The sequence below is a fragment of the Leptolyngbya sp. KIOST-1 genome (genome assembly GCF_000763385.1).
In the GTDB taxonomy this organism is placed as follows: domain Bacteria; phylum Cyanobacteriota; class Cyanobacteriia; order Phormidesmidales; family Phormidesmidaceae; genus Nodosilinea.
This window is the reverse complement of sequence record NZ_JQFA01000004.1, coordinates 1,854,179-1,870,921: the sequence shown is the minus strand read 5'-3', so window position 1 is coordinate 1,870,921 and position 16,743 is coordinate 1,854,179. Positions and strand designations below refer to the sequence as shown.

At 58.5% G+C, this 16,743-nt stretch carries 7 protein-coding genes, 3 rRNA genes and 1 pseudogene; 5 read left to right on the top strand and 6 right to left on the bottom strand.

The features are described from left to right. Nucleotides 1–21 precede the first annotated feature (21 nt). From NF78_RS25180 to rrf (NF78_RS25165), 4 genes and pseudogenes are all read left to right on the top strand, one after another. Nucleotides 22–2,904 (top strand): 23S ribosomal RNA (locus NF78_RS25180). 111 nt (nt 2,905–3,015) lie between these two features. Beyond that, nucleotides 3,016–3,132: ribosomal RNA gene (gene rrf / locus NF78_RS25175) — 5S ribosomal RNA — on the top strand. A gap of 106 nt (nt 3,133–3,238) precedes the next feature. After that, nucleotides 3,239–3,601 (top strand): annotated as a pseudogene (locus NF78_RS30075) (HAD-IC family P-type ATPase); the annotation flags it as partial. Further along, nucleotides 3,599–3,716, top strand: a 5S ribosomal RNA gene (gene rrf / locus NF78_RS25165). The pseudogene NF78_RS30075 and the gene rrf (NF78_RS25165), both read left to right, overlap by 3 nt. 66 nt (nt 3,717–3,782) lie before the next feature. Here rrf (NF78_RS25165) and NF78_RS25160 read toward each other — a convergent pair. Beyond that, on the bottom strand, nt 3,783–3,998 hold the full coding sequence (locus NF78_RS25160) for a DUF2811 domain-containing protein (RefSeq protein ID WP_035992733.1): 216 nt from the start codon (nt 3,996–3,998) through the stop codon (nt 3,783–3,785). Nucleotides 3,999–4,791: 793 nt separating this feature from the next. Further along, complete coding sequence (locus tag NF78_RS25155; protein WP_035992731.1) at nt 4,792–5,409, bottom strand: hypothetical protein; 618 nt, start codon at nt 5,407–5,409, stop codon at nt 4,792–4,794. Between the two features lie 207 nt (nt 5,410–5,616). Here NF78_RS25155 and NF78_RS25150 point away from each other — a divergent pair, with 207 nt between their 5' ends. Beyond that, nucleotides 5,617–6,300: an SDR family oxidoreductase gene (locus NF78_RS25150; RefSeq protein ID WP_035992728.1), complete on the top strand. Its 684-nt coding sequence runs from the start codon at nt 5,617–5,619 to the stop codon at nt 6,298–6,300. A 41-nt stretch (nt 6,301–6,341) separates the two neighbouring features. Here the strand turns inward: NF78_RS25150 and NF78_RS25145 are convergent, their stop codons facing one another. From NF78_RS25145 to NF78_RS25130, 4 genes are read right to left on the bottom strand one after another with little or no spacing between them, the layout of a single operon-like run. Then, nucleotides 6,342–8,246 (bottom strand): response regulator, encoded by a 1,905-nt coding sequence (locus NF78_RS25145; RefSeq protein ID WP_035992725.1) that lies wholly within the window; start codon nt 8,244–8,246, stop codon nt 6,342–6,344. Between the two features lie 3 nt (nt 8,247–8,249). After that, on the bottom strand, nt 8,250–8,702 hold the full coding sequence (locus NF78_RS25140; RefSeq protein WP_035994072.1) for a response regulator: 453 nt from the start codon (nt 8,700–8,702) through the stop codon (nt 8,250–8,252). 5 nt (nt 8,703–8,707) lie between these two features. Further along, nucleotides 8,708–10,402 carry an ATP-binding protein gene (locus NF78_RS25135; protein ID WP_035992723.1) on the bottom strand — a complete coding sequence of 565 codons (1,695 nt, stop codon included), beginning with the start codon at nt 10,400–10,402 and terminating at the stop codon, nt 8,708–8,710. After that, nucleotides 10,399–16,536, bottom strand: a complete 6,138-nt coding sequence (locus NF78_RS25130; protein WP_035992721.1) for a hybrid sensor histidine kinase/response regulator — start codon at nt 16,534–16,536, stop codon at nt 10,399–10,401. The genes NF78_RS25135 and NF78_RS25130 overlap by 4 nt, the downstream gene beginning before the upstream one ends. Nucleotides 16,537–16,743 lie beyond the last annotated feature (207 nt).

The following is a 16,743-nucleotide window of genomic DNA, read 5'->3' as shown; positions in this document are numbered from 1 at the left end:
GGGTAACACCAATGAAAGGAAGGTCAAGCTACAACGGGCTCACGGTGGATACCTAGGCACGCAGAGGCGAAGAAGGACGTGGTTACCGACGATACGCTTCGGGGAGCTGGAAGCAAGCATTGATCCGAAGATTTCCGAATGGGGCAACCCTGTATACGGCCACCTGAATCCATAGGGTGGCGCGAGCGAACGCAGCGAACTGAAACATCTTAGTAGCTGTAGGAAGAGAAAGAAAACTCGATTCCCGTAGTAGCGGCGAGCGAACTGGGAAGAGCCTAAACCAGTGGTTTTTACCACTGGGGTTGTGGGACAGCGATATGGACTCGAGCGGTTAGACGAAGCATTGGAATGATGCACCAGAGAAGGTGAAAGTCCTGTAGTCGAAAACTTAACGATACTAGCTGAATCCCGAGTAGGTCGGGGCACGAGAAATCCCGATTGAATCCGCGAGGACCACCTCGTAAGGCTAAATACTCCTGCGTGACCGATAGTGAACCAGTACCGCGAGGGAAAGGTGAAAAGAACCCCGGGAGGGGAGTGAAATAGAACATGAAACCGTGAGCCTACAAGCAGTTAGAGCCCGATTAAACGGGTGATAGCGTGCCTGTTGAAGAATGAGCCGGCGACTTATAGGGTCTGGCAGGTTAAAGCGGAAATGCTGAAGCCAAAGCGAAAGCGAGTCTGAATAGGGCGATAGTCAGATTTTATAGACCCGAACCCGGGTGATCTAACCATGGCCAGGATGAAGCTTGGGTGATACCAAGTGGAGGTCCGAACCGACTGGCGTTGAAAAGCCAGCGGATGAGCTGTGGTTAGGGGTGAAATGCCAATCGAACCCGGAGCTAGCTGGTTCTCCTCGAAATGTGTTGAGGCACAGCGGTATCGATTATATACGGGGGGTAAAGCACTGATTCGGTGCGGGCTGCGAGAGCGGTACCAAATCGAGTCAAACTCAGAATACCCGTAGCACACGATGCCAGTCAGACGGTGGGGGATAAGCTTCATCGTCGAAAGGGAAACAGCCCAGACCACCAGCTAAGGTCCCCAAATGGATGCTAAGTGATAAAGGAGGTGGGATTGCAGAGACAACCAGGAGGTTTGCCTAGAAGCAGCCATCCTTAAAAGAGTGCGTAATAGCTCACTGGTCAAGCGATCCTGCGCCGAAAATGAACGGGGCTAAGCATCCTACCGAAGCTGTGGACTTGCGTTTACGCAAGTGGTAGAGGAGCGTTCTGTACGAGTTGAAGCGTTAGCGAGAGCAGGCGTGGATTGTACAGAAGTGAGAATGTCGGCTTGAGTAGCGAAAATGTAGGTGAGAATCCTACACCCCGAAATCCCAAGGGTTCCTCCGGAAGGCTCGTCCGCGGAGGGTTAGTCGGGACCTAAGGCGAGGCCGAAAGGCGTAGTCGATGGACAACGGATTAATATTTCCGTACCTGATTTGGATTGTGGCGGGGGACGGAGAAGGCTAAGACAGCCGGATGATGGTTACCGGTTTAAGTGTCCGAGGTGCTGAGAGACGGCGAAAACGTCTTGAGCTGAGGCACGAGTACGACCCGTTACGACGGGGAAGTGTCTGACGTCAGGCTTCCAAGAAAAGCCCGAACCACGTTAATTCAAATGAGCCCGTACCCTAAACCGACACAGGTGGGAAGGTAGAGTATACCGAGGGGCGCGAGATAACTCTCTCTAAGGAACTCGGCAAAATGGCCCCGTAACTTCGGGAGAAGGGGTGCCACCGAGAGGTGGTCGCAGTGAAGAGTCCCAGGCGACTGTTTACCAAAAACACAGGTCTCCGCTAAGTCGCAAGACGATGTATGGGGGCTGACGCCTGCCCAGTGCCGGAAGGTTAAGGAAGTTGGTCAGGGTTTTCGAACCTGAAGCTAGCGACTGAAGCCCCGGTGAACGGCGGCCGTAACTATAACGGTCCTAAGGTAGCGAAATTCCTTGTCGGGTAAGTTCCGACCCGCACGAAAGGCGTAACGATCTGGGAGCTGTCTCGGAGAGAGGCTCGGCGAAATAGGAATGTCTGTGAAGATACGGACTACCTGCACCCGGACAGAAAGACCCTATGAAGCTTTACTGTAGCTTGGTATTGGGTTCGGGCTTTAATTGCGCAGGATAGGTGGGAGACTATGAAGTCGTCCTTGTGGGGATGATGGAGTCACTGGTGAGATACCACTCTATTAAGGCTAGAATTCTAACCTTGACCCGTTATCCGGGCAGGGGACAGTATCAGGTGGGCAGTTTGACTGGGGCGGTCGCCTCCTAAATGGTAACGGAGGCGCGCAAAGGTTCCCTCAGGCTGGTTGGAAATCAGCCATTGAGTGTAAAGGCATAAGGGAGCTTGACTGCGAGACTGACAAGTCGAGCAGGTACGAAAGTAGGCCTTAGTGATCCGACGGTTCCGCGTGGAAGGGCCGTCGCTCAACGGATAAAAGTTACTCTAGGGATAACAGGCTGATCTCCCCCAAGAGTTCACATCGACGGGGAGGTTTGGCACCTCGATGTCGGCTCATCGCAACCTGGGGCTGTAGTCGGTCCCAAGGGTTGGGCTGTTCGCCCATTAAAGCGGTACGTGAGCTGGGTTCAGAACGTCGTGAGACAGTTCGGTCCATATCCGGTGCAGGCGTAGGAACATTGAGAGGAGTCTTCCTTAGTACGAGAGGACCGGGAAGAACGCACCGCTGGTGTACCTGTTATCGTGCCAACGGTAAACGCAGGGTAGCCAAGTGCGGAGAGGATAACCGCTGAAAGCATCTAAGTGGGAAGCCCACCTCAAGATGAGTGTTCCCATGGCATAAGCCAGTAAGGTCACGGGTAGACCACCCGTTAATAGGCGCTAGATGGAAGTCCAGCAATGGATGTAGTCGAGGCGTACTAACAGACCGAGGGCTTGACCTCATCACAGATTCACTCAACGAATCAAGCATGGCTGTGTGCACAGCCCCATTTCTCTCACATTCAGTTCTTCAAGGAACTTAAACAACACAATATTGAAGCAATTAACGCTTTCCTGGTGTCTTTGGCGCTGTGGTCCCACTCTGACCCATCCCGAACTCAGACGTGAAACGCAGCTGCGGCGAAGATAGTGAGGGGGTTGCCCCTTGTCAAAATAGCTCGATGCCAGGTCCTCTTTTGAAACAGCGCCACATCATCACGATATGGCGCAGTTTTGCTTTTCAGTTTGTTGATTAATAGGGCAGATCTTGAAGGCCTTCAGCCTTACGATACTACAGAAGCCCTAGAGCGCACCGTACCTCAGGTGAATGTCTATGCCCGGGTCGCCCCTGAGCACAAGCTTCGCATCGTGCAGGCGCTGCAAAGCCAGGGGGAATTTGTCGCCATGACGGGCGACGGCGTCAACGATGCCCCCGCCCTGAAGCAGGCCGACATCGGCATTGCCATGGGCATCACCGGCACCGACGTTAGCAAAGAAGCCAGCGATATGGTGCTGCTGGACGACAACTTTGCCACCATCGTTGCGGCTACCGAGGAGGGGCGAGTCGTCTACGACAATATTCGCCGCTTCATTAAATACATCCTGGGCAGCAATATCGGTGAGGTCCTCACGATCGCCGCTGCGCCCCTGATCGGCCTGGGCGGTGTGTGGCGCTGTGGTCCCACTCTGACCCATCCCGAACTCAGACGTGAAACGCAGCTGCGGCGAAGATAGTGAGGGGGTTGCCCCTTGTCAAAATAGCTCGATGCCAGGTCCCCTTTTGAAAAGGCGTCCAACCGTATGAGGTTGGACGCCTTTTTGTATTCGTATAGTTAACGCCTTAGGGGACGTAGTCAAAGAGGGCGTCTAGGTAGATGCGGTTGACATCGCGATCGCAGTTGCTATCCTGCATTAGAAACAGCGACAGGGCGGCGCAGAAGACCCGGTGCTGGTTCCAGGCTGGGTTGCCGTCAAGATAAACCTGCAAGGCCTCGTACAGTTCCTCGGGCACTTCGGCCATTAGGCTAACGGTGGTTTGGGTCGAATTCAGGGTCATGGGGTGCTGCCTTTTTCGAGAGAAACGCAAGCTGGTGAACGATAAAGGAGGGTGTAATTGGAAATGGCACGACCGGAAGTTGGGTGTACAGAGGGTTCCAGTTGTTTTGAATTGCCCAGGGCAAGCACTGCTGTACTGGCAGCAAACTTGTGATGGGCTCAGTTAACCCCTCCCACGGCAATGACGGTATCTGCTTAAAACAACCAGGGAGAACGCTAGGGCCGACCAACGCCCACGGCAAAGCTAGGCTATGTTTTAAAACCCTTAGAAAACCTTGATCCCTCGTAGGAGAAAATCAGGCTTTGACCAAGCTTTAAAACACGCCCTAGTACCTACTGCGGTTTTGCCAAAGTCTGAAACAGGTAACCCACGATTAGTTTTATCGCCAGGTTTTGGGGACCTAGGTCACAGGGCTTCGCTTTGCCAGTCGCATCATTCTGCCGAACTCTCCGGATGCTGTCAATCTTGCTTTACCGATAGGTTTGAGCTAAGCAGTTGTGGTTCCCACGACAGGATAAGGGTTCTGCCGATCGCCCAGGCGGGCAGAGGCCGATCGCGGCGAATTGGGCAAGCGCTGGCCTCAGATGTCGCGTTTCCCCCAGGTGCCGCTACATCCTCAGACTGCTGTAAGAAGTTGGGGAAAAGCTGGGGAAAACCTTGGGGAGGTTGGGGAAAACCCTGGGAAAACTCGGCCCTAAAATTTTGTTTTGTAATGTTTTGCCCGATTGGGGCTTGACGATTAGCTTAGATGTTGCTCTAGCCGATGATTTCGAGGCGGACAGTGGGGGAGCCGTTAATCTTTTGTATTGTTGCTGGAGCGGAGGGAATCGGTGGCCCCGTCCAGGGCCAGGGGTGAGGTCGGTACCGGCGGCCAGCGCACATCCCATAGGGCCCAGGTGCCCACCGTCAGCAGCAGAGCGATAGTTGGGGTTCGCCAGGGCAATGCTGAGCGATCGCCCGACCAACTCAACTGAGGGCTGCCCTCGCCGGCCATGAAGCCATGCAGTCGATCCCCAAGGGCTGCGGCTGAGAGGGGCGATCGCACCTCGGGGAGGACAATCTGCCGATTGGAGCCCAGCAGCGTCAGGCGGTGACAGAAACGCACCCCGCCGCGCGGCGTTTTGTCGCACAGCTCTGAGCTGATGGCAATATCTTGTAGGGTAAGCGGCTGTGGGCGGGCCAGCCAACCCCAGGGCTGCGGGTGGCTGGCCTGGCAGTAGACCTGCCCGGAGGCGGCGCGATCGCAAACGACATGGCTGGGGCCAGGCAGACTCAACGCCCACACCCCTAGCAGGGCAACACAGAGCACCAGCCCCAGGGGCAGGCGTCGCAGACTGGCGAACCAGCGGTGTGATGATTTTGTGGCTGACGGTTCGGTTGCGGGTGGCTCGGTTGCCGATGGCTCTTTCATCGCATTCTGCCCTGACTCGATCAACTGCTGACCCCATCCTGCCACAGCGGTGAACCCAGTCCCTTGCGCTCTCAGCCAGATTAGGGCATGCTCAGGTTGCCGGAGACAGGTGAGGGGATAGTGGCCAGTGGTCGGTCAGGGGGGATGGCCCAAGTTAGCTGGCGCCCTCCACCGCGCAGTTGATTTTTCCGCACTGAATTTCACACTATGGGCAAACACATTGTCATTACTGGGGTGAGCCAGGGCCTGGGCCGGGCTATGGTTGAGGGCTTTGTGGCCGAGGGGCACCGGGTGTCGGGCTGCGCCCGCCGCTCCAAGGCGGTAGCGGACCTGGCGACTCATTACCCTGCCCCGCACCAGTTTACCGCTGTCGATGTGTGTGACGACACAGCAGTACAGGCCTGGGCTGAAGCCGCCATGGACGCTAATGGGCTGCCCGACCTGGTGATTAATAATGCCGGGCTGGTGAACCGCCCCGCGCCCCTCTGGAGCGTGCCCGTTGACGAGTGCGACGCTGTGATTGCCGTCAACCTCAGCGGTGTCTGTAATGTGATTCGCCACTTTGCCCCGCCTATGGTTGAGCGGCGATCGGGTATTTTTGTCAACTTCAGCTCGGGCTGGGGACGATCGACTTCCCCTGGAGTTGCCCCCTACTGTGCTACCAAGTGGGGCGTTGAGGGACTGACTCAGGCCCTCGCCCAGGACCTGCCTGCTGGGATGGCGGCGGTAGCCCTCAACCCCGGCATTATTCACACCGCCATGCTGGAAACTTGCTACGGTGACGATGCGGCGGCCTATACCCCGATCGCCGTCTGGGTCAAGGCCGCGGTGCCCTATATTCTCAGCATTCAGCCCGGGGATAATGGGCGGGCCTTGACGGTGCCAGGCTAAGGAGCGGTGACGGGCAGGGCAAAAGGGCTCGATGGCGGAGGTCAGGGGGCAACCAGGGCCTCGTGCACGACTTGGATTAACTCTTCAACCGTGTAAGGCTTGGGCAAAAACCGCTGCACCTCAAGGGATTTCATCCAGGACAGGGTGGGGTTGTGGTACGGGAGACCGCTGACCACAATGCCTCGCACATGGGGATTGAGCTTTTGCAAAATACGAAAGGTGGTCACTCCGTCCAGGGCAGGCATCATCATGTCCATGATGACCAGGCCGATATCGTTTTGGTGTTGGGTGTAGAGGGCGATCGCGTCTACCCCATCGGCGGCGGTCAGGACACGGTAGTTGTAGGCTTCGAGAGATGCCCGGGTCACCTCTCGAATGGGAGCCTCATCGTCAACCACCAAAATCAACTCCTGGTTGCCCGCCAGGGTTTCTGAATCGCTGAGATTTGAGTCTTTGGTGGCGATCGCCGCGGGCAAAAAGAGCTTGAACTGAGTCCCCTGGCCCAGGGTACTGGACACGGTCATAAACCCACGATGGCTTTTAATAATGCCCAGGGCGGTGGACAGCCCCAAGCCGGTGCCGCTGCCAACTTCTTTACTGGTGAAAAAGGGTTCAAAAATGCGATCGATTAACTCAGGTGCAATGCCGCAGCCGCTATCGGTAACGGCAATGGCAATGTATTTTCCGACTCTGGCGTCTAGGTTAGTGCGGATATAGGTTTCATCTAGGGTGAGGTTTTCAGCCGTGATCGTCAGGGTGCCGCCCTCGGGCATGGCGTCGCGGGCGTTGACGCACAGGTTCATCAACACCTGGTGAATTTGGGTTGGATTTCCGGTGATGGTCCAGAGATCCTTGGGAATATCGACCTCTAGCTCGATTGATTTAGGAAAGGTTTCGCGAATGATCTGCTGAATTTCTCGAATCAGGTGACTCGCTTGCAAAATGGTATCGTTACCTTCAACTCCCCGAGCAAAAGACAGCACCTGTTTGATAATTTCGGCCCCTCGTCGGGCATTTGTTTCAAGTACCTGGAGCATGTGCAGACTGCGATCGTCGAGATTGTCTGCCTTCATCTGCAGGAGCTGGGCCGTCGTCAAAACCGGCGTCAAAATATTGTTGAGATCATGGGCAATGCCGCTGGCCAGGGTGCCAATACTCTCCAATCGTTGAGCCCGAAAAAACTGGGCCTCAAGCTGTTTTTTGTCGGTAATATCGGTACTGACTACGAGAATAGATTGGGGTTGTTCTTCGTCGTCACGCACCAAGGTCCAGCGACTTTCTACGGTGATGTTTTGCCCGGCTTTTGTCACTTGATTTAGCTCTCCCTGCCATTCCCCTTCCAGCAACAGCTGCTGCTGTGCTGCTTCAGTTTGGGCGGTCGAATTGTGGTAGAGCAGCTCAAAGGCTTGCTGGCCCAGGACTTCTGTCTGGGTCCAGCCGTACAGCCGCTCCGCCCCCTTATTCCAGAAGAGGATGTGGTTTTGCAAATCGCGCACCAGAATGGCATCGGTGGCAATGTCGAGCAGCGCCGCCTGCTCGCGAATTTTTTGCTCCGTCCGCTTGCGTTCGATTGCGTAGCGAATGGAGCGCACCAGCAGTTCGCCGGTGATTTGCCCCTTGACCAGGTAGTCCTGGGCTCCCGCCTGAACGGCTTTGAGCGGCAGGGTTTCGTCGTTTAAGCCGGTGGTCACTACGATGGGGATGCTGCGTTCCTGCTGCTGCAGCTGGGCAAAGGTGGCCAGCCCCTGGCTGTCGGGCAGAAACAGATCGAGCAGGACAAGGTCGAAAGTACCCTGTTTGAGATACTGAATTCCCTGGCTCAGGCTGTCAGCGTAGCCCAACTCAATCTGTACCGATCCCACCTCCCGCAGCAGTTCTTGCAGCAAACGGCGATCGCCGGGATTGTCTTCAATCAGCAGCACGCGGATGGGGGCTTGGAAATCCATGGCTTACTCCAGGGGTAATTCCACCATAGATAGCCAGAAATCTTCGATGGATTTGATGCTTTTGGTGAACTGCTCCAGATCGATGGGTTTGGCAATGTAGCAGTTGGCGTGGAGGCTGTAGGCGCTCATGATGTCTTCCTCCGCCAGGGAGCTGGTAAAGACCACGACCGGAATGTGCCTGAGCCGCTCACTGGTCTTAATTATTCTGAGCACATCGAGACCGCTGCGGCGGGGGAGGTTGAGATCCAGCAGGATTAAGTGGGGGTTGGGGGCGTGGGTGTAGGGGGCGATGCGGGTTAAAAAGGCGATCGCCTTTTCGCCGTCGTCTACCACATTCAAGTGATTGTCAATTTGGCCTTCCCGAAGCACTTCCTGGGTCAGCCGGATGTCGCCAGGATTATCTTCGACCAGCAGAATTTCGATTGGGTTTAAGGACTCGACAACGGGCTTACTCATCACCATTAGCCGACGCCCTCCGGTGGAATCGTGAAGTAAAAAGTCGATCCCTGATTGGGTTTGGACTGCACCCATATTTTACCACCGTGTCGCTCAACAATTTTTTTGCACACCGCCAGTCCTATCCCTGTCCCTGGATAGTTGATTCGATTGTTTAGCCGTTGAAAGATCACGAAAATTTGATCAGCATATTGGGGGTCAAGACCAATGCCATTATCCTGGACGGCAAACAGCCATACCTCCCCCTGTTGGCTGGCTTTGATCTCAATGTGGGGGGGAGCCGCGCTGCGAAACTTGATCCCATTGCCAATCAGGTTTTGAAAGAGCTGGGTGAGCTGGGTGGGGTCGGCACGGATGGAGGGCAAACCGTCATAGACGACGCTGGCTCCGCTCTCTTCAATCGTCAGTTTGAGATTGGCGATCGCTTGCTCAACCGCCTCGGTACTGTTGGTCAACTTCAGGGTCCGGCCCTGGGTTCCCACGCGGGAATAGGTGAGCAGGTCGTTGATCAGGGTTCGCATCCGCAGGGCACCGTCGACAGCGAAGTGGATGAATTCGTCGGCATCGGGATCGAGCTGCCCCTTGTAGCGGCGTTCCAGGAGCTGCAGGTAGCTGGTCACCATCCGCAGCGGCTCCTGCAGGTCGTGGGAGGCGACGTAGGCAAATTTTTGCAGTTCAGCATTGGAACGGGCCAGTTCCTGGCGCTGGAGCACTTCCTGCTGTAGGAACTGGGCCTGGGTGAGGGCGATCGCAATCTGGTTGGCCAGCTGCTGCAGCAATTCGGTTTCAAAGCTTGTCCAATGGCGAGGGGCAGAACACTGGTGGGCGATCAACAGTCCCCACAGGTCCTCCTGGGTGATGATGGGCACCACGAGCTTGGCCTGGACCTGAAACTGCTCCAAAAAATCGACCAGACAGGGCGCAATGTCCTTATCCTGGTTGACATCGTCCAGGGTGCGAATGCGACCGTGCTGGTACAGCAGCTTTGACTCCTCGGGGAATACCTCCTGGGGAAAGACCGCTCCCATCACCTGGGGCAAGCCGGGCTGCACCGCTTCGGCCACGCCGCTGCCGGTACCGTCGGGCCAGAGGCGGTAGATCAGCACCCGGTCGGCCTGAAGAATGGTTTGAACCTCGGTCACTGAGGTTTGCAAAATGGTGTCGATCTGCAGCGATTGGCGAATTTTGAGGATGACATTGGCAAACAGCTGCGATCGCTGATTTTGCTGCCGCAGAGCGGCTTCGGCCTGCTTGCGCTCGTGCACCTCCTGCTCCAGCCGGGTATTCTGGGCCTGCAGCTGCTGGGTTAGGGCCTGCAGCCGCAGGTGGGTTTGGACCCGGGCCAACACCTCCTCATACTGCAATGGCTTAGTGATAAAGTCCACCGCCCCCAGGGCAAACCCCTTCACCTTGTCTGGCGTATCCACCAGCGCGGTCAGAAAGATCACTGGAATGGCGGCGGTGGCCTCGCTGGCCTTGAGCCGACGACAGGTCTCAAACCCGTCCAGCCCCGGCATTAGAATGTCCAGCAGAATCAGGTTGGGATGGGCGTACTGGGCGATTTCCAGGGCGCTTTCACCGTCTTCGGCAAACAACACCTTAAACCCGGCATTGCTCAAAAAATCGAACAACACCTCCAGATTGGTGGGGGTGTCGTCTACGACTAGAATGGTGCCGGTTTGGGCTCTTTCCTCGCTCATGGCGGTGTTTGATAACGTCTGATCCAGGCGATCGCCTGTCTTCCCTTATAGCCTATGGCCAGCTGCCTCAGCGGCACGGCAAAGGGAGCCCAATGGGGAGCCTGCGCCTCCAGCCGCTGGGCATGGGCCGCAACCCCTTTGAGGTCGCCCCGCAGGGCCAGTTCGAGCAGGGCGCTGAGTTCGGAGGCCGGGGGAACGGCGATCGCAGGTAGGTCAGGGGCTGACTCCGCAGGCGCTGCCCCCGCCGAGCCAGGAGGTCGATTGGGCCCCTGCTCCGCAGGTTCGGAGTCATACACCCACTCCAGCCCCAGGTGGGTTTGAAGTTTGTGCAGCAGGGCGGGTTCGTGCACCGGCTTTGGCAGAAAGTCGTCGCAGCGGGCGGCCTGGCTGAGGCGCTGGTCGAGCTCCAGGACGCTGGCGGAAATGGCGATCACGATCACCGCCTCCAGGTCGGGGCTGTGGCGCAGCTGGCGGGTCATTTCAAACCCGTCCATCAGCGGCATCACCAGATCGACCAGCACCACATCGGGCCGATATTGTCGGGCCTGCTCTAGCCCGGCCATCCCGTCGGCGGCCTCCAGTACCTCAAAGCCCAGGGGCACCAGAAAATTGCTCAGTACCGCCCGGTTGTAGTCTTTGTCATCGACCACCAGCACTGTGCGCCGATCGCCCCGATAGCCCACCACCAGGCGGGGGAGGCTCTGGGGCGGCTGGCCCTCCGTCTCCGGCAGGGCCAGGTCAAACCAGAAGCAGCTGCCCTGGCCTAGACGACTCTGAACCTGAATATCACTGCCCATCAGCTGGACCAGCTGGCGACTAATCGCCAGCCCCAGCCCCGTGCCCTCAATCCGCCGTTCCGGCTCGGGGGCGCGGTGAAATGGGTCAAAGATCTGCGCCAGCTGTGGGGGGGCTATGCCAATGCCCGTATCTTCAATTTGAAAGCGAATGGGTTGAAAGCGAATGGGACCCGTCGTCGGTCCTGGTTCGCTCAGCTGGCGATCGCCAGCCTGGAGCTCGGTGGGCCAGCTCTGGACATAGCCCACCCTGAGGGTGACGCATCCGGCCTCGGTGAACTTAATTGCGTTGCCCAACAAATTCAGCAGCACCTGCTGGAGCCGCTGCTCGTCGGCCTCAACAAACTGGGGCAGGGACGAGATCGGCTCGTAGATAAGCTCAAGCTGTTTTTGGCTGGCGCGCAGGCGGCAGATCTCCAGCCCATTTTCGAGCAGCTGGGGCAGGTGACAGGGGTGAATCTGCAGCTCCATTTTGCGCGCTTCAATCTTAGACAAGTCGAGCACGTCGTTGATCAGGGTTAGCAGGTAGTTGCCGCACTGGTGAATCACATTCAGCCCGGTTTGCTGCTGCTCGCTGAGGCCCTGCTGCCGCTTGAGCACCTGGCTGTAGCCCAGGATGCCGTTGAGCGGCGTGCGCAGCTCGTGGCTCATATTGGCCAAAAACTCGCTCTTGGCCCGACTGGCTACCGTGGCCGCCACTTCGGCCCGCTGGCGCTCCTGAATTTCCTGCTGCAGGTGGAGGTTGTTTCGCCGCAACTCCAGGGTACGGGCAACGACCTTGGCCTCCAGGGTGCGGTTGGCCGCCTCCAGTTCCCCGTAGAGGCGGGCGTTCTCAATCGAGATGGCGGCCTGGGCCGCCAGCAGCTGCAGGACTTCCAGCCGATCCTGGGTGAACGCCCCAGTGGTGAGGTTGTTCTCCAGGTAGAGCACCCCAGTCAGTTTGCCCTGGTGCAGAATGGGGGCGCACAGCAGGGATTTGGGCTGCTGCGACTGGATATAGGGATCGCTGGCAACCAGGTCTTCCTGGTGGGCGTCGCCCAACACCAGCGCTGTTTGGGTCTGGGCCACATAGTTGACCACCGACAGGGGCAGGGTAGCCGCCAGGGTGGGGGCATTCTCTAGGCCCCCCTGGCGCAGGGCGATTCCCTCGTCGCCCACCCGACCTGAGGCGGCGATTTTCAGCTGACCGGCGGTCTCCAGCAGCAGCAGCCCCTGCTCGGCCCCGGCATTTTCGAGCACCAGCTGCATCAGCTTGCTCAGCAAGTCGCTGAGCACGATTTCCCCCGAAAGGGCCTGGGAGGCTCTCAGGACGGTGGCGCGATCGAAGCCCCCGAATCCGTTGGTTGAGCTGGTGGGGGCGGGGGTACTGGTGCTGTCCTGGGCGGGGGTGGCCAGGGCCAGCAGCTGGGGATGGCGATGTTCTAGCTGCTGGGTTTTGGCGATCGCCCCCCAGCGCAGGTAGCCGTAGTAGGCCTCGATCAGGTAGACCTGCGCCACCCGATCGCGCCCCTGGGCCTGGTAGAACTGGGCGGCCCGCTCGTTGGCTAAGGCTTCCTCCTGGAGATAGCCCTGGGCCTGGGCGGCGGCAATAGCGCGATCGTAGTGCTCCATTGCTCGCCAGGGCTGCCCCAGCCGCCGCGCTTTTTCGGCCTCCACCAGGTCGTACTTGTGCAGAAAGTTCATCGGCGCGTGGTCGGCCCAGCGCCTCAGCTGGGCCTGGTTGCGCTCCACCCGGCTGAGCACCGCCGGCTCAAGGGCCGACTCAGCAGCCCCCTGGGCCAGGTGGGCCAGGGAGTCATAGAAGCAAAAGACCGGCACCACTAAGAAGGCCTTCACCCCATCTAGGTACTGTTCGGCCTGGGCGGCGTTGCTGACGGCCTGGGCGTACTGGCCAAACAGGTAGCAGAGGATCAGCTTATTGAGGTAGAGGTAGTGCAGGCCGGTGCGATCGTTGGCAGCCAACAGCAGGGGCAGTGCCGCTGTCTCCTGGTAGGCCGTCCCCTGCAGGCGGTAGGGCTGCTCTGGCGCGTCCACCAGGTTCAGCACCGCCTGCTGCACAATCTGGTTCCAGCCCAGGGCGTTATCCTGCTTGAGCTGGGCCAGGGTATCGCTGACGGCGGCTATGTCTGCCTTGAGCTGGGGCAGGGCTTGCCCCATTAAATAGGCGTGGTGGCAGTGTTGAATCGCCGCGTAGCCACCGTATTCAAACTGGCCGTTCTCCAGGCCACTCTGGTAGCCATCCCAGAGCCGGGGCAAGGTTTCTCTCACATGTACCTTGCCGTGCATGGTGCAGGCTCCCCCTACAAAGCTGACGCTGGCTTTCAGCGCTGACGCACTGAATTGTTCCAACACCCGCAGGGCCAGGTTGCCAAATCGGTAGGCCAGGTCAATTTCCTGCAAAATGCCGTTGAGAATGACGCCGTAGCACACGTAGCTGTAGGCGGCAAAGGGCGAATTGCCGTAGCGGAGCGCCCGGTTGACCTGCTCACAGATGACCAGGGGAAACAGGTTGGGGGCGGCCTGGTAGCAGGGGGATCCCAGACTGGTCAGCATTCGCACCAGGGCCAGCTGCTCCGGATCGCGCATCGGGGGCAGCTCCAGCAGGTCTTCGGGGAGTTTGCCGGCCAGGTGGGTGGCGGTTTGGGCCAGGGTCTGCTGAATGTCGTCCAGGCTGGGGGTTGCGGGCAGGGCCACCCCCAGCTGCTCCAGGGCCTGGAGGCCAATCTGGACGGCCTCCAGCTGCTTGACCTGGGCCATGCGGGCCTGGATGTTAACCTCGTAGACCTTCATGGCGTGGACGGGCGATCGCACCGCTTGCAGGGCCAGGGCTGTCCAGGTCTCCATCTGGTCAAAGTCGCCGTTCAGGTAGGCGGCCTCCGCGGCAGCCTCGTGCAGCGCCAGGGTGAGGTTGTACTGGTGCTGCCAGCTGTCGGCGGGCAGCAGGTCTAGCCCTACCCTCAGGTAGCGCAGGGCCGAGTCATAGGCGGCGGCGGCTTTGGCCCGCTGGCCTGCCAGCCGGTTGAGCTCCGCCAGCTGATAGATCTCGGCCTCGGTGGTGAGCAGCCCGACGCCGTAGTTGAGCTGGTTGACCAGGGCAAAACTATGCTCACCGTGCTCCTCCTCTGGAATACTCTGCAGCAGCAGCTGGCCGATGTTGAAATGCACCTGCCGCCGCTGGGCCTCGGGGATCAGCGAGTAAGCCGCCTGCTGCACCCGGTCGTGCAAAAAACGATAGACGATCGGCCCATCGGCATCGAGGGGCAGGTTGGCGGAAGGGCCCGCATCAGGGCTAGCGGCATCAGGGCTGGCGGCATCAGGGCTGGCGGCACCCAGGGCCAGCGGAATTTTGTACGACTGATCGAGGGGCACGACAAACTCGGCCCGCAGCGCTTCCCACAGGTCGGCGGCGGTTTCAGCCTGGGAGGCCTGGTGGACAATGGCCAGCATGTCCAGGGCAAACTTGCTGCCGATACAGGCGGCCAGTTTTAGCACCTGCTGAGTGCGGGGAGACAGTTTTTGAATCTGACTCACCATCAGCTCAACCACGTTCTCGGTCATATCAATGCGCTGCAAAACCTCGATATCCCAGCGCCAGTCACCCCGGTCAAAATCAAACCAGAGCCGTCTGTCCTGGTACAGCGACTTCAGCAGCTGGGTGAGGAAGAACGGGTTGCCCTGGGTTTTTTTGACCACCAGCTGGGCCAGGGGCTGGGCCAGGGCCGCATCGGTGTGCAGCGTGTCGGCCACCAGCTGATTGACCTGGGGTAGCTCTAGCGGCTGCAGCACCAGGTTGTGAACGACCGCCCCCGCGGCCCGAATCTGCTCCAGGGTGTGCAGGAGGGGATGGCTCAGGCTGACTTCGTTGTCGCGGTAGGCCCCCAGCAGCAGCAGGTAGGCGGTGTCTGAATCGGTCGCCAGCCGCTCAATCAGCTGGAGGGAAGGCAGGTCGGCCCACTGCAAGTCGTCTAGAAAAATGACCAGGGGGTGTTCGGGCTGGCAAAAGACCCAAATGAACTGCTGAAACACTCGGTTGAAGCGGTTTTGGGATTCCGATGGCCCCAGCTGAGCCACGGCGGGCTGGGGGCCAATAATGCGCTCCACCTCGGGGATCACATCGACGATGATTTGACCGTTGCTGCCCAGGGTCTGCAGCAGGATTGCCCTCCAGCGGGCAATGGTGTCGCTATTCTCGGTCAGCAGCTGCCGCATCAGATCCTGAAAGGCCTGGGCCAGGGCGGCGTAGGGCACGTTGCGCTTTAGCTGATCAAACTTACCGGCAATAAAGTAGCCCCGCTGCCGTGCGATCGGTTTGTGAACCTCATGGACCAGGGCGGTTTTGCCGATGCCGGAGTAGCCGCTCACCAGCATGAGTTCAGTGGCTCCGGCGCTGACCTGCTCAAACGCCGCCAGCAGGGTTGCCACCTCCCGCTCTCGACCGTAGAGGGTTTGCGGAATCAGAAACTGGCTGAAGCAGTCGAGCTGGCCCACGGGAAAGGAGGCGATCGCCCCTGTGTGCTCCAGCTGGGCCTGGCAGGTGAGCAAATCGGCCCGCAGCCCCGATGCGCTCTGATAGCGATCCTCAGCGGTTTTGGCCAGCAGTTTCATCACTAGCGCCGTCAGGGTGGGCGGGATGGCGGGGTTGATGTGGTCGGGGGGGCTGGGGGTTTTGGCGATATGGCAGTGTACCAGCTCCAGCGGATCGGTTCCGGCAAAGGGCAGCTGCCCGGTCAGCATTTCGTAGAAGGTGACCCCCAGGGCGTAGAAATCGGCCCGATAGTCGATCGTCCGGTTCATGCGCCCGGTTTGCTCAGGGGACAGGTAGGGCAGGGATCCTTCCAGCAGATCGGGGTTACTGGCGATTGAATTCTCCTGGGACAGGCGAGAGGCGATGCCAAAGTCGATTAGCTTGATCTGCCCGGTCTGGGGATGAATCAGGATGTTACGGGGGTTAATGTCTTTGTGGACGATGGCCTGCCGATGTACCTCCGCCAGGGCCGCCGCGATCTGAATCGCGATGGCGAGAAACGCTGGACTATCCAGCTCCTGGCTGCCCAGATAGTGGTTTAGCGCAACTCCCCCAAAATCTTCTAAGACCAGGGCCAGACGGTTCTGATAGGTATCTAGACCCAACGGCTTGATAATCCCTGGATGGTCCAGCCCGCTTAAAATCTTAAACTCGTGCTGGAGGCGCGTGAGGTCGGCCAGCGACGGATACTCCGATCGCAGAAGCTTGACTACAACGGGCCGCTGATCCTGGAGCGCCAAACCAGCGTAGACGTTAGAGTGGGATCCTTCGTGGATGACCCGCTGTAGGGTGTAACCAAACGCTGTCTTTCCCAAAATGGCCCAAGCATCTGCCTAAAGACAGAGAACAGTACTGCCAACAATCCAAACGGGTCATGAACCTGGCCAAATCCTAAACAATGGCGCTGGCCCAGGGAAGATATGGAGGCTTTATTTTAATACTTTGAATGTGTTGCTTCGAAATGCTCCTCTCTGCCCTGGGGCACATATCTGAGCCATTTTGTGGTGTGGATTCAGGGGCTG